The sequence below is a fragment of the Stenotrophomonas sp. 22LJNL06-5-1 genome (assembly GCF_056861455.1).
This window is the reverse complement of the sequence record NZ_JBSPUE010000004.1, coordinates 184,509-199,366: the sequence shown is the minus strand read 5'-3', so window position 1 is coordinate 199,366 and position 14,858 is coordinate 184,509. Positions and strand designations below refer to the sequence as shown.

Annotated in this window: 15 protein-coding genes; 9 read left to right on the top strand and 6 right to left on the bottom strand. The window is 68.0% G+C overall.

Annotation, left to right across the window (positions count from 1 at the left end):
- Positions 1 to 22: 22 nt before the first annotated feature.
- Positions 23 to 769 carry an N-acetylmuramoyl-L-alanine amidase gene (locus tag AC13GF_RS11165; RefSeq protein WP_483004647.1) on the top strand — a complete coding sequence of 249 codons (747 nt, stop codon included), beginning with the start codon at positions 23 to 25 and terminating at the stop codon, positions 767 to 769.
- Positions 770 to 799: 30 nt separating this feature from the next.
- Here the strand turns inward: AC13GF_RS11165 and AC13GF_RS11160 are convergent, their stop codons facing one another.
- A complete protein-coding gene (locus tag AC13GF_RS11160) occupies positions 800 to 1,501 on the bottom strand; it encodes a LytR/AlgR family response regulator transcription factor (RefSeq protein ID WP_483004646.1) in 702 nt (233 codons plus the stop codon).
- Complete coding sequence (locus AC13GF_RS11155) at positions 1,489 to 3,198, bottom strand: histidine kinase (protein ID WP_483004645.1); 1,710 nt, start codon at positions 3,196 to 3,198, stop codon at positions 1,489 to 1,491. Before AC13GF_RS11155 ends, AC13GF_RS11160 begins: the two co-directional genes overlap by 13 nt.
- Positions 3,199 to 3,379: 181 nt before the next feature.
- Here AC13GF_RS11155 and AC13GF_RS11150 point away from each other — a divergent pair, with 181 nt between their 5' ends.
- From AC13GF_RS11150 to AC13GF_RS11140, 3 genes are all read left to right on the top strand, one after another.
- Positions 3,380 to 4,837 (top strand): alpha/beta fold hydrolase, encoded by a 1,458-nt coding sequence (locus AC13GF_RS11150; protein ID WP_483004644.1) that lies wholly within the window; start codon positions 3,380 to 3,382, stop codon positions 4,835 to 4,837.
- 64 nt (positions 4,838 to 4,901) lie between these two features.
- Positions 4,902 to 6,059: a murein transglycosylase A gene (gene mltA / locus AC13GF_RS11145; RefSeq protein WP_483004643.1), complete on the top strand. Its 1,158-nt coding sequence runs from the start codon at positions 4,902 to 4,904 to the stop codon at positions 6,057 to 6,059.
- Positions 6,060 to 6,131: 72 nt separating this feature from the next.
- Positions 6,132 to 6,446, top strand: a complete 315-nt coding sequence (locus tag AC13GF_RS11140) for a hypothetical protein (RefSeq protein ID WP_049435403.1) — start codon at positions 6,132 to 6,134, stop codon at positions 6,444 to 6,446.
- Positions 6,447 to 6,508: 62 nt separating this feature from the next.
- Here the strand turns inward: AC13GF_RS11140 and AC13GF_RS11135 are convergent, their stop codons facing one another.
- Positions 6,509 to 6,805, bottom strand: a complete 297-nt coding sequence (locus AC13GF_RS11135; RefSeq protein ID WP_088023180.1) for a HigA family addiction module antitoxin — start codon at positions 6,803 to 6,805, stop codon at positions 6,509 to 6,511.
- A 13-nt stretch (positions 6,806 to 6,818) separates the two neighbouring features.
- Positions 6,819 to 7,100: a type II toxin-antitoxin system RelE/ParE family toxin gene (locus tag AC13GF_RS11130; protein ID WP_483004642.1), complete on the bottom strand. Its 282-nt coding sequence runs from the start codon at positions 7,098 to 7,100 to the stop codon at positions 6,819 to 6,821.
- Between the two features lie 139 nt (positions 7,101 to 7,239).
- Here AC13GF_RS11130 and AC13GF_RS11125 point away from each other — a divergent pair, with 139 nt between their 5' ends.
- From AC13GF_RS11125 to AC13GF_RS11110, 4 genes are all read left to right on the top strand, one after another.
- On the top strand, positions 7,240 to 8,301 hold the full coding sequence (locus AC13GF_RS11125) for a two-component system sensor histidine kinase NtrB (RefSeq protein WP_049435405.1): 1,062 nt from the start codon (positions 7,240 to 7,242) through the stop codon (positions 8,299 to 8,301).
- Positions 8,294 to 9,742, top strand: a complete 1,449-nt coding sequence (ntrC, locus tag AC13GF_RS11120; protein ID WP_483004641.1) for a nitrogen regulation protein NR(I) — start codon at positions 8,294 to 8,296, stop codon at positions 9,740 to 9,742. Before AC13GF_RS11125 ends, ntrC begins: the two co-directional genes overlap by 8 nt.
- 93 nt (positions 9,743 to 9,835) lie before the next feature.
- Entirely contained in the window at positions 9,836 to 10,405 is a 570-nt protein-coding gene (locus tag AC13GF_RS11115; protein ID WP_014645498.1) for a superoxide dismutase family protein, read from the top strand.
- A gap of 31 nt (positions 10,406 to 10,436) precedes the next feature.
- Positions 10,437 to 11,063 carry a superoxide dismutase family protein gene (locus AC13GF_RS11110; protein WP_483004640.1) on the top strand — a complete coding sequence of 209 codons (627 nt, stop codon included), beginning with the start codon at positions 10,437 to 10,439 and terminating at the stop codon, positions 11,061 to 11,063.
- A 137-nt stretch (positions 11,064 to 11,200) separates the two neighbouring features.
- Here the strand turns inward: AC13GF_RS11110 and AC13GF_RS11105 are convergent, their stop codons facing one another.
- Positions 11,201 to 12,088, bottom strand: a complete 888-nt coding sequence (locus AC13GF_RS11105; RefSeq protein WP_483004639.1) for a hypothetical protein — start codon at positions 12,086 to 12,088, stop codon at positions 11,201 to 11,203.
- 93 nt (positions 12,089 to 12,181) lie between these two features.
- On the opposite strand from AC13GF_RS11105, the gene AC13GF_RS11100 reads away from it, so the two are divergent.
- Positions 12,182 to 13,477: an acetyl-CoA C-acetyltransferase gene (locus AC13GF_RS11100; RefSeq protein ID WP_483004638.1), complete on the top strand. Its 1,296-nt coding sequence runs from the start codon at positions 12,182 to 12,184 to the stop codon at positions 13,475 to 13,477.
- 82 nt (positions 13,478 to 13,559) lie between these two features.
- Here AC13GF_RS11100 and AC13GF_RS11095 read toward each other — a convergent pair whose 3' ends face one another.
- Complete coding sequence (locus tag AC13GF_RS11095) at positions 13,560 to 14,855, bottom strand: heme biosynthesis HemY N-terminal domain-containing protein (protein ID WP_483004637.1); 1,296 nt, start codon at positions 14,853 to 14,855, stop codon at positions 13,560 to 13,562.
- Positions 14,856 to 14,858: the final 3 nt, after the last annotated feature.

Genomic DNA, 14,858 nt, shown 5'->3' with positions numbered 1-14,858 from the left:
CCTGATCGCGCACAATCGGGCCATGCACCCGACCCGCACCGCCCTGATGCTCTCGGCCTGCCTGCTGCTGGCCGCCTGCGCCTCCACGCCGCAGGAAACCCGCAACCCGCTCGCCACCTGGGTGCCGTCACCCAACCAGAACGCGCGCACGCCGGTCATCATCGTCATCCACCACACCGAGCAGAAGTCGGTGCAGCAGAGCCTGCATACGCTGCGTACGGCCAACAGCGGTGGACCGGTCAGCGCGCACTACCTGATCGGTGCCGATGGCCATCGCTACCAGCTGGTGGCCGATGAGCGCCGTGCCTGGCACGCCGGGGCCGGGCGCTGGGGCACCATCACCGATCTCAATTCGGCCTCGATCGGGATCGAGCTCGACAACGATGGCCGCAGTCCGTTCAGTGCGGCACAGATCGAATCGCTGATCGTGCTGCTGCGCGATCTCACTACGCGCCTGAACATTCCGCCGCGCCAAGTGATCGGCCATGCCGACCTGGCGCCAACGCGCAAGCAGGATCCGAGCCGCCTCTTCCCATGGCAGCAGCTGGCCGAGGCCGGGTTCGGGGTCTGGCCGCGCATTGCGGATGGTGCTGCGCCGGAAGGCTTCGATGCGTGGAATGCGCTGGCCCGCTTTGGCTATCCGCTGGACAACCGTGAGGCCACCGTTGCGGCCTTCCACCGCCGTTTCCGTGGTCGCGACGACCTGCCGAAGACGCTGGATGCCGAGGACGCCCGCATCCTTCATTCGCTGTTGCTGCAGAGCCTATGAGCCCCTAGTGGCGGCCCATGGCTGGCAGCCTCACTCCATCCCCAGCGCGCTGCGTACCGCCGCGACATGTGCGCGACCGATCGCCAGCTCGCTGCCATCGCTCAACACCAGCCAGTAGCGGCTGCCGGAACCGGCATGCAGCGTCCGCACGTGCCGCAGGTTGACCAGATGCGATCGATGGCAGCGGACGAAATCCGCAGGCAGCACGTTGGCCAGTGCGGCCAGCGATTTGTCATGTAGTTCGCTGCGGCCATCGCGCATGCGCACCTGGCTGTAGTCGCCGTCCGCCGCGATCCACATCACCTCCGAGAGCTCGACGGTTGCCGTTCCCTGCGCGCGCCAGATGCCCAGGTAGCGTGCCCGGCCTGAACGCGGACCGCCGGTACCCAACAAGCGTTCCAGCGCCTGGCCAAGGCGTTCGCGCGAAAACGGCTTGGGAACGAAGTCGAGTACACCGTGTTCAAACGCCTGCAGCGCACGATCACGGTGGGCCGATACCACTACACACTGGTAACGGCCGGCTACCGCACGCCGCAGCAGTTCGAAACCGTCCTCGCCCCCAAGGTTGAGGTCCAGCAGCAGGCCGTCATAGACATTGCGCTGCAAGCGGTCGCCGGCTGCTTCCAGATCGGCCACGGCATCGAAGCGCGCGCGCGGACCTGCCAGCTCGGCGCACAGCCGCTGCAGGCGCTGGCGTACCAGCGGTTCGTCCTCGACGATCAGGATGCGCATGTCAGCTCGATCCGTCCGCGCCACTGGTTGCCGTCGATGCCCTGCACGAAGCTCCATCCGCCGGGACTTGCGGCGGCCAGGCTGGCTTCGATGTAACGCGTGCCCGTGCCGCGACCGCGATGCGAGGATGAGCCGCGCGCGCTGTGCAGTTCCAGCACCCAACGGTCATCGTCGCGCTTCACGCGCAGACGGAACGGGTGCTGCACGCACGCCAGCGCGCCGGCATGGGTCAGCGCGTTCTCCACCTGCGCATGCAGGATGCCGGGTGGCAGCGACAGCGGCGCGTCTTCGCCCTCCACCTCCAGCAGCAGCGGCTGGCCCAGCGACTGGCCAACGATGTCCAGATGGCTGCGGCACAGGGCCAACTCGTCCTGCAAGGGAACGCTCTGTCGGCTGCTGCTGTCGCGCAGGCGATCGAACTGATCGGCCAGCGATTCCACCAGGCGGCTCGCGCGCTGTGGTGCCTGTTCGATCAGTTCCTGCAGGCTTGTAAGGGTGTTCATCAGCCAATGTGGCTGGATGCCTCGCTGCAGCAACTGCAGTGAAAGCCGTGCACGCTCTTCACGCAGCAACGCGTTGTGCCGGTCCAATCCCTGCAGCTGTGCCGCGTGACGCAGTAGCAGGAACACCATCAGCACCGCCAGCAGCAGGAAGTACGGCCCGTCAAGGAAAGCACCGCGCGCGACCAGCAACGCCAGCAGGCCAGCCAGCAGCAGGGCCAGGATCGGCCATCGATCCTCTGTGTCGCCGCGCACACGCAACAGCAGCCACAGCGAAGCGAGCAGGCTCAACAACAGCACTGCGGCCGAGCGCGTATCGAAGCCGGGCAGGATGATGGCGAGCGCCACGATCACTGACAGATAGGCGAAGCACGCGGCACGCGGCACTGTCACCTGGAACCGCCGCGCCAGATAGGCTGGCAGCAGTGCCGCCGCGGCTACGTGCAACGCCAGTAGTGCAATCAGGCGCAGGCCATGCCACGGGTAGTCATAGCCCAGCAGGGAGCGCCACGCTTCCACTGCAGGCAACGCCAGTCCCACCACGCCCAGTGCCAGCAGAAGGCGAGTGCCGGGCGTGCGGGTCTGGCCACGCAGTACCGCCAGGAAATACAGGCTCGCTGCCGCCAGTGCGCCGATGGCGAAGGCCGCAACCAGCCATGGCAGGATGATCTGGCCATACAGCACAGCAGCGGGCGCGATCAGTGCCATCGCGTCGGCGCCGTGCAGGGTGAAATGTTGTCGCTGGCTGGATGCAAGCACGACCAGCTCATCGGTGGCATCGCCCGAAGCGGGGGGGAGCACGTGAACAAGGTCGATGCGTCCTGGTTGTTCTTCTTCAGCGGTGCGGCCCACGACGCCATTGCTGATCCAGGGCGTGCCGTTCCAGTACAGCTGACTGGCAGCGCGCAGCGACAGCCGCAACGTGCGGTCATGATCGTCGGTGCCGGTTGGCGCCGGCACCTGCCAGCGCAGCCAGTACGGGCCGCGCCACTGCGCCAGCAGCTGCTGATCCAGCGGACGCCAGGCCAGGTCCTGCGGTGGCCGCGGAGGCAGGGCGCTGGATGTCCCGGCGTCCGCAGGTGCCATCTGCGCCCCCTGCACGAACACCAGCCCGGCGGGGGGCTTCGAAACGATCAGCCACGCCGTCACGGCCGCAAGCAGGACAGCAAGGACAGCAAGGGTTCGTGTGATCTGCATGTCGGCCATCGTATCGGTTGCGTGGAGCCATTGGACCGCCGTCTGGAGACGTTCGGCAGGCGGGCGCCTCCGCAGCCCCGCGATCGACCCGATGCTGGCCACGCACGTCCATCCTTTGGAGCCCAGCATGAGCCGCAACGCCTGCACATCGTCCAGCAGTCACCCTCCTCGTCGCTCTGCCATGGTCGCCGCCGCGGCCACGTTCTGCCTGGCGCTCGCGGCGGTCATGCCGGCCCAGGCCACGCCTCCGGCATTGGCGTTCGAGCCGTACACACTGCAGACCAAAGCACATGGCGCCATCCCCGCAGAGATCGCCGTGCTGGATGTGCCGCGCCGGCACAGCGAGCCGGATGGGCCGCGCATGCGGTTGAAAGTGGTACGCCTACGTGCAACCGGCGGCAATGGCCGCAGCGCCCCCGTGGTCTACCTGGCCGGTGGTCCGGGTGGCTCCGGCATCGATACTGCGCGCGGTCCGCGCTGGCCGGTGTTCGACCAGGTCCGGCGCGAAGCCGACGTGCTGCTGCTCGATCAGCGCGGTGCCGGCCTGTCTGAACCGCCGCCGGAGTGTCCGCATGAAACCCGCTTCGACGATGGCCAACCGCTGCAGCACGATGCGGCCCTGGCCGCATTGCAGGCGACGGCTGCCAAGTGCGTGGCGTTCTGGCGCCAGGCGGGCGTCGATCTGGGCGCCTATACCACCGCCGAGAGTGCCGATGACCTGGATGATCTGCGGCGCGCGCTGGGTGTGCCCAGGATCAGCGTGTGGGGCATGAGTTACGGCACCCACCTGGCGCTTGCGACGGTGCGCCTGCACGGCAAGGGCCTGGAACGCGTGGTGCTGATGGGCACAGAAGGCCCCGATGATACGTTGAAGCTGCCGCTCAGCAGCGACGCCTTGCTGCAGGAGCTGGCGCCACTGGCCCGCAAGGACGGCTTCGACGATCTGGCCGGATCGGCAAAGCGTGTGCTGCAGGCATTGCATGAGCAGCCGCGACAGGGTCGCAGCCGCATGCATGACGGTCGCCAAGTGACCATCGGTGAATTCGATGCGCAGATCCTGATGGCCAATGCCCTTGGCCAACGGCATACCCAGCAGTGGCTGCCGCTGGTCCTGCGCGAGGCCGAGCGCGGCAATTACGATCCGATGGCCGACCTGGTGCTGATCGTGCGCGCGCAGTTCTCCCAGTACCCGGCAATGGGGCTGGCCATGGATGTGGCCTCCGGGCAGAGCCCGCAACGCCTGGCACGGGTAGAGGCGCAGGCACGCGAAAGCCTGTTCGGCAACGCCCTGAACTTCCCGTTCCCCGCCATCGGCAACGGTCTGGGCCTGGCCGATCTGGGCGAATCCTTCCGCGGGCCGCTGCGCAGCGACGTGCCGGTGCTGTTCATCAGCGGCACGCTGGATGGGCGCACGCCGCCGGCCAATGCCGACGCGCTGCGTCCCGGTTTGAGCAACGGCCGCTCGCTGCTGGTACGCAATGCCAGCCATCATCACGAGCTGTGGGTGGGCAATCCTGCCATTGCACGCAGCATCGTCGACTTCCTGGCCGGCCGCGCCGTGAACGATGCCGTGCTGGACGTGCCGCCGCCGGTGTTCGCCACCAGCAACAGTGGCCTGCTGGGAGGCGGCGGACGCTGAAGGGAGAGCGTGGCGCCGGATCCCCGACGGTCCGGCGCTGAGCCATTTCCTCTACATTGGGGCAATGAAAGACATCATCGCCCCCCTGAACCGCACGCGCTTGAGCCTTCTTGCGCTGACCGTGCTTGCTGGCTGCTCCACCACGGGCACCCGCCCTGAAGCTCCGGCAGTACCGAAGCCCACGGCCACCTACGCCAAGGCCACATGGAGCGCATTGCCACCGGTCTCCGACAGCGACCTGCAGGCCGGATTCGTTGCCTGGCGCAGCAGCTGCACCCGCCTGAAGAACGATGCGGTCTGGGCCAAACCCTGTGCCACCGCCGCGACGGTAGCGGACAAGGACCCGGCCGCGATCCGCCAGTTCCTGCAGCGCGACCTCGAGGTCTACGCGCTGCGTGCCGGCGGCCACCAGGCCGACGGGCTGATCACGGGCTATTACGAGCCGATCTACCCCGGCAGCCTGACCCGTACCGCCAAGGCCACGGTGCCGGTCTATGGCACGCCCGATGATCTGGTGGTGGTGCAGCTGGAGAGTCTCTACCCGGAACTGAAGGGCAAGCGCCTGCGCGGGCGCGTCGAGGGCAAGGTGCTCAAGCCCTATGACGACGCCGGCACCATCGCGGCCAAGGGCGCCAAGGCCTCTGTGCTGGCCTGGCTGACCGACCCGATGGACCTGCAGCTGCTGCAGATCCAGGGGTCCGGCCGCGTGCGCCTAGCCGATGGCAAGCAGGTGCGGCTGGCCTATGCGGAACAGAACGGCCACCCGTACCGTGCCATCGGCCGCTGGCTGGTGGACCAGGGCCAGCTGAAGAAGGAAGACGTCACCATGGACGCCATCCGCGCCTGGGCCCGGGCCAATCCCGCGCGCGTGCCGGAACTGCTGCGCAGCAATCCCAGCTACGTGTTCTTCGTGCGCAACCCGGACAGCCCGGAGGGTCCACGCGGTTCACTGAACGTGCCGCTCACCGCCGGCTACAGCGTGGCGGTGGATCGCAGCGTGGTGCCGCTGGGCAGCCTGCTGTGGCTGTCCACCACGCGCCCCGATGGCACGCCCGTGGTACGCCCGGTGGCTGCGCAGGACACCGGCGGCGCGATTGCCGGCGAAGTGCGCGCGGACCTGTACTGGGGCAGCGGCGATGCCGCCGGCAAGCTGGCCGGCGACATGAAGCAGAAGGGCAACATCTGGATGCTGTGGCCGAAGGGCGTAGCGCTGCCGCAGTAGGTTGGCCCCCGGATGCCTGATAATGGCGTCATTCCGAACTTTCCGGCCGCGCCTGCGGCCAGGACCCCTGCAATGACCTACGCAAAGCACAACGCAAAATCCGGCGCGAAATCCGCCGCAAAGAAGTACTACAAGCACTGGGCCGAATCGGGCTTGGGCAAGGGCAACGTGCTGATGGAAGCCCGTGGCGAGAAGATCGTGCGCCAGGTGGAGATCTACGGCACCAAGATGGTCTGGGCCGACGAGCACGCCCACAGCGACGACCGCTTCCTGCTGGCCGACCAGCCGGTGTCGTTCCTGGATTTCGACGAGGACGACGAAATCTCCGCGCGCGAATTCGAAAGCGCCTGGAAGAAGGCCCGGGAAGCCACCGGCTACCCGGTGTAACGCTGCCCGGCCGGGTTCGGGTCCTTTTCCGCAGTGAAAGGGCTCTGACCCCGGGCCAAGGCTCAGGCAGCCGCGTTGTAGGGTTCGATCCGGGCAAGCACGTCGGCCAGCTTTTCCTTGGTCATCGCGGCATCGAAGTCGGCCTGCAGGCCGATCCAGAACTTGTCGGAAACGCCGAAGTAGCGGGACAGGCGCAGCCCGGTGTCCGCAGTGACTGCGCGATCACCGGAGACAATCTCGCCGATACGGCGTTGTGAGACGCCAATTGCCTTGGCCAGCCGGTATTGGGTGATGCCCAGAGGCTCCAGGAATTCATGCAACAGGATCTCGCCGGGAGCGGGGTAGGGGGCGGTTCGCACTCGCACGACTCCTTCAGTGGTAATCGACAATTTCGACCTCGGCAGGACCTTCCCGAGACCAGGCAAAGCACAGCCGGAACCGGTCATTGATGCGGATGCTGTACTGGCCGCGCCGGTCCCCATGCAGCGATTCCAGTCTGTTCGCTGGCGGCAGGCGCAGATCCCGCAGATCAGCTGCCACATTGAGCATGGCCAGCTTTCGCAGCGCGGCAGCTTCAATGTGGCGCCATCTCTGCACGCGATGACCATCAAACAGTGCCTGCGTACGTTTGCAGGCAAATGATTGGATCGGCATATTGATAACGTGTGGCGATAGTATCGTAAGGCGTTATTATCCGCTCGGCAAGCGTGGACCGTAATTCCCGGGCACGACGACTGGCGACGCATTCGATGCGATCTGATGCTGGACCCGCGTTTTGCACTACATTGGTGCAATGTCCGACCCCGCACCCCCGCCGTCCCTCGATGCCTTGGGCACGCCGCTGGCCTGGGCCGGGGCCGATGGCTGCATTGCCGGCTGCAATCCGGCCTTCGCCCGCTGGCTGGGCGTCAGCGTCCGGCGCCTGCTGGGCCGGCCGCTGGCCGCACTGGAAGTGCAGGGCGAAGCCCTGGCCCACTTCCTGGCCCGCGATGAGCGCGACAGCCTGCGCCTGAACCGGCTGGCGCTGGCGGTGCCCGGCGAGGCACCGCGCTTCGCCGAGGGCTGGATGAGCCGCCGCGACGATGGTGGCTGGCTGCTGGAGGCGCATCCGGTCGATGAATTTCCCGGGCTGGACCCGACCCAGGCCCTGCCCAGTGCGCTCAGTGCAGCGCTGAAGGGGCTGGCCCACGAGCTGCGCAACCCGCTGGCCGGGCTGAAGGGCGCGGCCCAGCTGCTGGCCCGGCGTGCCGCCCAGCGCGATGCCAGCGAACGTGAGCTGATCGAACTGATCGGCTCGGAGATCGAGCGACTCAACGGCCTGCTCGACCAGCTGCTGTCGCCGGCCCCGGCCGCGCCGCATGCCGAACTGAACATCCATGCTGCGCTGGAACGTGTGCTGCGCCTGGCCGAGAACGAGGCCGGCTGGGCGGTGCGCCTGCAGCGCGACTACGACCCCAGCATTCCCGAATTCCACGGCGACGCCGACCGCCTCACCCAGGCGGTGTGGAACCTGGTGCGCAACGCGATCCAGGCTGGCGCCGGCAGCATCACCCTGCGCACCCGCGTGGAGCATGGCGTGCGCATCGCCGAGCAGCTGCACACGCTGGCGCTGCGCCTGGAGATCGCCGACGACGGCCGTGGCGTGCCTGAGGAGCTGGCCGAGCACCTGTTCCTGCCGCTGGTCAGTGGCCGCGCCGAAGGCACTGGCCTGGGCCTGGCGCTGGCCCAGCAGGTGGCGCGTGAGCATCGCGGCACGCTGACCTATCGCTCGCGCCCCGGCCATACCGTGTTCACCCTGCTGCTGCCGATCGTCAGCGGCGCCGCCCCGGCCGAGGAGGCCCCGCGCGATGTTTGAGTCTTCTTCGTCCCCGCAGCGCATCTGGGTGGTCGATGACGATCGTGCCGTGCGCTTCGTGCTGTGTACCGCGCTACGCGAGGCGGGCTACCAGGTCGTCGATTTCGACAGCGCCGCACCCGCCCTGCAGGCGTTGAGCGAAGGCCCGCCACCAGCGCTGCTGTTCACCGATGTGCGCATGCCCGGCGACGATGGCCTGGTGCTGCTGGACAAGCTCAAGGCCGCGCTGCCGCAGCTGCCGGTGGTGGTGATGTCGGCCTATACCGATGTGGCCAGCACGGCCGGTGCGTTCCGCGGCGGCGCGCATGAGTTCCTGTCCAAACCGTTCGACCTGGACGATGCGGTGGCGCTGGCGCAGCGGGTGTTGCCGGCCGTTGCACCGGCGCTGGCGGCACCCACACCTGCGGTGGAAGCGCATAGCGACCAACCGCCGCAACTGGTGGGCGATACCCCGCCGATGCGCGCGCTGTTCCGTGCCATCGGTCGCTTGGCACAGGCGCCGCTGGCGGTGCTGATCACCGGCGAGACCGGCACCGGCAAGGAGCTGGTAGCCAATGCGCTGCATCGCGAATCGCCGCGCGCGCAGGGGCCGTTCGTCGCGCTCAATACCGCTGCAATCCCGTCCGAGCTGCTGGAAAGTGAGTTGTTCGGCCACGAGGCCGGCGCCTTCACCGGTGCGCAGCGCCGCCATATCGGCCGCTTCGAGCAGGCCGATGGCGGCACGCTGTTCCTGGATGAGATCGGCGACATGCCGCTGCCGTTGCAGACGCGGTTGCTGCGCGTGCTGGCACAGGGCGAGTTCTTCCGCGTCGGTGGCCGCGAACTGATCCGCGTCGACGTGCGCGTGGTGGCGGCCACCCACCAGGATCTGGAAGGTCTGGTTGCGCAGGGGAAGTTCCGCGCCGACCTGCTGCACCGCCTGGACGTGGTGCGCCTGCAGCTGCCGCCGCTGCGCGAGCGCCGCGAGGACATTGCACAGCTGGCCAGTACGTTCCTGGCCGCCGCCGCGCGCAAGCTGGATACGCCGCCGAAGCGCCTGACCGCTGCCGCCCTGCAGGCGCTGCGCGAACACGACTGGCCGGGCAACGTGCGCGAACTGGAAAACGTGTGCTGGCGGATGGCGGCGTTGGCCGCCGCCGACACCATCGGCGTGGCCGACGTCGATACCGCGCTCAACCGTACGCGCGGCCGTCGCAGCAGCACCACCGGCGCCGATCCGGGGCAGTGGGAAGCGCTGCTGGCCGAATGGGCACGCCGTCAGCTGGCCGAAGGCGTGGAAGGGCTGCACGCGCAGGTGCGCGAGCGGGTCGACCATGCCCTGCTGGAGGCCGCGCTGCAGATCACCCATGGCCGCCGTGCCGAAGCCGCGGCCCGCCTGGGCCTCGGCCGCAATACCCTTACCCGCAAGCTGGGCGCCGGGCGCCGCCGCGGGGGCCATTGAACGGTCCCTGCACGCGATCCTCGCGCCCGCTTGCCGAACCGTTGATCGTTCATGGACGATGCCGTCCGTAGTGTCACCTGCAAGGAGTCTTCGATGCGTCTGTCCTTTGCCATCCTGCCGTTGTCCGCCGCCGTGCTGCTGTCTGCCTGTGGCAGTGCGCCGAAGAAGGCCGAGCCCACCCCGCCACCGCCAACCGTGGTCAGCGCCGCGAAACAGGGCGAGGCCAATCTGTCGCCGGCTTCGGCCAGCATCGTCAGTGGCCGCATCGCGCTGATGGTGGAGCCCGGTGGCATCCACATCACTGGCCTGATCGGTGGCCTGCAGCCGATGCAGCAGGCCGGCTTCCACATCCACGAGCGCGGCGACTGCAGCGCGGTGGATGCCAGCAGTGCCGGCAATCACTTCAATCCCGGTGGCGCTGCGCATGGTCGCGCCGGCACCGGCAAGCATCACCTGGGCGACATGGACAATCTGCGTGCCGACGCCCAGGGCCGCGCCAACGTCGATATCCACCTCAAGGGCGTTACCCTTGGCGGAGGCGCCGCCACCGATATCGCCGGACGTGCACTGGTCGTGCATGCCAACGCCGACGACTATCGCAGCCAGCCCGCCGGCAATGCCGGCGTCCGCATCGCCTGTGGCGTGATCCGGGTCGTCCGCTGATCACTGCAGGCATCATCCAGGGAGAGATTCCATGCGTTTGATCCACACTTCGCTGTTCGCGGCCATTGCTGCACTGGGCCTGGCGGCCTGCAACCAGCAGCCGGCCGCGCCGCAGGCTGAAACCCCGCCGGCCGCTCCGGCCGACGGCGCCACCACCGAACCGGTTGCAACGCCGGCCCCTGCGGCTGCACCGGTTGCCGATGCCACGGCCACGGCCGAGCTGGCACCGACCCAGGGCAACGAGACCAAGGGCAGCGTCACCTTCAAGGTGGTTGACGGCAAGGTCCACGTGACCGGCCAGATCAGTGGCCTGAAGCCGGGTAGCGAACACGGCTTCCACATCCACGAGAAGGGCGACTGCAGTGCTCCGGACGGCATGAGCGCCGGTGGCCACTTCAACCCGGGCAAGCAGGATCACGGCAGCGTGTCCGCCGATCCGCACCACGGCGGCGACATGCCCAACATCAAGGCCGACGACAAGGGCGTGGCCACCATCGACGGCCCGGTGTCGAGCAACGTCAACATCGGCAAGGGTGATGATTTCGACATCATCGGCCGTGGCCTGATCGTCCACGCCGATGCGGATGACTACAAGACCCAGCCGACCGGCAACGCCGGCGCGCGCCTGGCGTGTGCGGTGATCCAGAAGGCGCAGTAAGAGCGCTTTTGCTGGAAACGAAAAACGCCGGCAGAAGCCGGCGTTTTTCTTGATCGGTAGTGCCGGCCGCTGGCCGGCAATCACAAATCCGGAGGTTGCCGGCCAGCGGCCGGCACTACCAACGGATCACCCAATGATCAGCGCGCCAGCAGCTCGCGCGCGTCCTGGCCGGCCTCGCAGTGCACGAACAGCACCGGCACGCCATGCGCTTCCAGCACTGCGGCCATCTGCCGCTGGCGCATCAGGAACTGCTCGTAGATGCCCTTCAGGCGGTCGCAGTCGTTCTTGCCGTGATCGTAGTGCGCGCACCAGCCAGCCGGGTCGAACAGCGCCATGCGTGCTTCGCCATGGGTATAGCGCAGCAGCGGCTCGGGCGCGGCATTGAGCCATTCGTCTTCGCCCGGGGCCATGATCGCGGTCTCGATCAGCGGCCACAGCGCAGCCAGGCCCTGGTTGTCGTACTGCATCGACATCATCGCGGCCAGATCGTTCACGGTGAAGTACCGCGCGTGCTCGATGCGCGCACCGAAGGTGTTCTGCGCCATCAACGCGGTGTCGGCATGGGCCATGCCGTTGGCCAGCAGCGTGTCTTCCAGCGCCTCGGCCACCGCATTGGTCGTCGCCACGTCGCTGCCGGTCAGCAGGAACGGCACCACGCGCAGGCCACCGCCCACCAGGCTGGCATCGGCCTGGAACGGCAGCGGTACATCACCGTTGGCGTCGGTGCCGAACGCCAGCAGGCGCGGGCCCTGGTTGCGGCCCGGCGCACGCATCTGCAGTTCTTCCAGGCGGCGGTGGATCGGCCAGCCCGGGCGCAGTACTTCGGCCGGGTCGAAATGGGCGGCGGCGAACACCAGGTCCAGCTCGGCCACCTGCGGCACCAGCTTGGACAGGTCACGGCCGACGCGTTCGGCCAGTTCACCGGCCTGTTCGGCGCTGAGCACCGCCTGGCGGGGGATTTCGCCGCCGGCCAGTTCCAGGGCCAGCACGCCAAGGGCATTCATCGCAGGGTCGGGTTTGCTCATGGTTCCACGGTTGGCCCATCACAGGGCGGCAGCTACACTTGGCTCCATTATGCCTGCTCCGCCGTGCAGGCCATGTTGCAGACACCCTCATCCATGCCAGGTATCTCCATGCCCAACGCTCGTCCCGTCGCCATCCTCGGTGGCGTCCGCATTCCGTTCTGCCGCCAGAACACCGCGTATTCGGATGTCGGCAACCTCGGCATGTCGGTCCGTACGCTGGGCGCGCTGGTCGAACGTTTCGGCCTGCACGGCCAGCAACTCGGTGAAGTGGCGATGGGTGCGGTGATCAAGCACTCCAGCGACTGGAACCTGGGCCGCGAAGCCACGCTGTCCTCCGGCCTGTCGCCGTTGACCCCGGGCATCACCCTGCAGCGCGCCTGTGGCACTTCGCTGGACAGCATCATCACCGTCGCCAACAAGATCGCGCTGGGCCAGATTGAATCGGGCATCGGCGGCGGTTCGGACACCACCTCCGACGTGCCGATCGTCTACGGCAAGAAGCTGCGCGCGCGCCTGCTGGCCGCCAACCGTGCCAAGAGCACTGGCGACAAGATCCGCGCGCTCACCGCCGGCTTCAAATTCTCCGAGCTCAAGCCCGAGTTCCCGGGCGTGGCCGAGCCGCGCACCGGCAAGAGCATGGGCGACCACTGCGAGGACATGGCCAAGGAATGGAACATCTCGCGCGACTCGCAGGACGAGTGGGCGGTGTCGTCGCACAAGAAGCTGGCTGCCGCCTATGAGCGTGGCTTCTTCAACGACCTGATCGCACCGTTCCGTGGCATCGAGCGTGACAACATCCTGCGCCCGGATACCTCGCTGGAGAAGCTGGCGACGCTGAAGCCGGCATTCGACAAGGTCTCCGGCCGTGGCACGCTCACGGCTGCCAACTCCACGCCGCTGACCGACGGTGCCGCCGCGGTGCTGCTGGCCAGCGAAGAGTGGGCGCGCGCCCACGGCCATGAGCCGCAGGCGTACCTGCGCGATGCGCACGTCTCTGCGGTGGACTTCGTACATGGCGAAGGCCTGCTGATGGCACCGACCGTAGCCGTGCCGGAGATGCTCAAGCGTAACGGCCTGACCCTGCAGGACTTCGACATCTACGAGATCCACGAGGCCTTCGCCGCACAGGTGCTGTGCACCCTGCGCGCGTGGGAGAGCGAGGATTACTGCCGCAACCGCCTGGGCCTGGACGCGCCGCTGGGCCGCATCGACCCGGACAAGATCAACCTGCTGGGCTCGTCGCTGGCCACCGGCCACCCGTTCGCCGCCACCGGCGCCCGCGTGATCGCTACCGCAGCCAAGCAGCTGGCCGAACGCGGTGGTGGCCGCGCGCTGGTGTCGATCTGCACCGCCGGTGGCATGGGCGTGGTGGCGATCGTCGAACGCTGATCGCATTCATCGAACAAAAAAAACGCCGCCCATCGGGCGGCGTTTTTTTGTCCGGTGGGTGCCGACCGTTGGTCGGCACGCTTCACGGCAACCGCGGGTTGCCGAATTCGTCGCGCTCTTCGTTGGCGTCATACACCGGCGGCTGCACCGCGATCGGCTGCTCTTCCACCGTGGCACGCAGCGGCGTCTCGCTGCCGCGCACCAGTTCCACGCTGTCCTCGCCACGCTGCAGTCGCAGCGCATTGGCCAGGCACTGCGCGGCCAGCGCGTGCTCGCCACGCTGTGCGAACAGCTCACCCAGCGCTTCCCACGCAGGAGCACCAGCGCCGGCGGCGATGGCCTCATGCAGGAACGCATCGGCGGCATCCCACTGCTGCTGGGCCAGGGCCACGCGGCCCTGCGCCAGATGCAGTGCGGCCGAGCCATCATGAACATTGCGCCAGCGCGCCAGGTTGGCCTGGCGGGTGGCCAGGCGCTCGGCCGGCAGGCGGCCGTACAGCGCCACCAGTTCGTCGTCCCAGCGATGGTCCAGCGCCTGTTCCAGCGCCAGCAATGCAGGCTCGTCCCAGCTCAGTGCCACCGCGCGGCTGGCATAGGCGCCGACCACGTCCGGGGTCGGTCGCAGGGCCTTCGGCGTGGCTTCCCACTGTGCGGCCAGCGCATTGACGTCGGCCGCTTCCAGCAGCGCCTGTGCGGCCAGGCGTGCTTCCAGCTCGCTGTTCGCGTCGGCCGGCAGCACCTTGCTCTGGCGCAGTGCACCCAGCTGGCCATACGCCTCGTGGGCGCGACCGGCCTGTGCCAGCGCTTCGGTACGCAGCCACAGGCCGCGTGGCGGCAGCGGCTGGATCGTCGCCACATCCAACGCGTTGATCGCATCCACCGGCAGGTCGCGCGCCAGCAGCTGTTCGGCGCGCAACAGCGCCTGCAGGGTGGCATCGCTCTCGCCCAGACGCTGCAGCAGCGCCTCGCCGGCGGGGCCATCGGCACGCGCCTGCGCACTGCGCACGGCGTTGGCCAGCGCCACCGCGCTCACTTCCGGATCCTTGGCGGCGCCGTCCAGCAGCTTCTCGGCACGCTGCCACTGGCCGTGCTCATAGGCCTGCAGGCCATCGATCAGGCGCACCCGGCCCTGCTTGCGGCGGTAGCGGCCCCAGGCACGGAACGGTGCGGCAATCAGGCTCCACAGCAGCCACAGCACCAGCACCGCGATCACCGACAGCAGCGCCACCTTGGGCAGATTGCTGTGGTAGTCGTAGCCGCCGTAGCGCAGCGTTACTTCGCCGAAGCGGTTGAGGTCATCGGCGCCGAGCCATTGCGCGGCAACCACGCCGATGGCCACGGCCAGCAACAGCACGACCAGGGATTGCAGGGGTTTCATGCG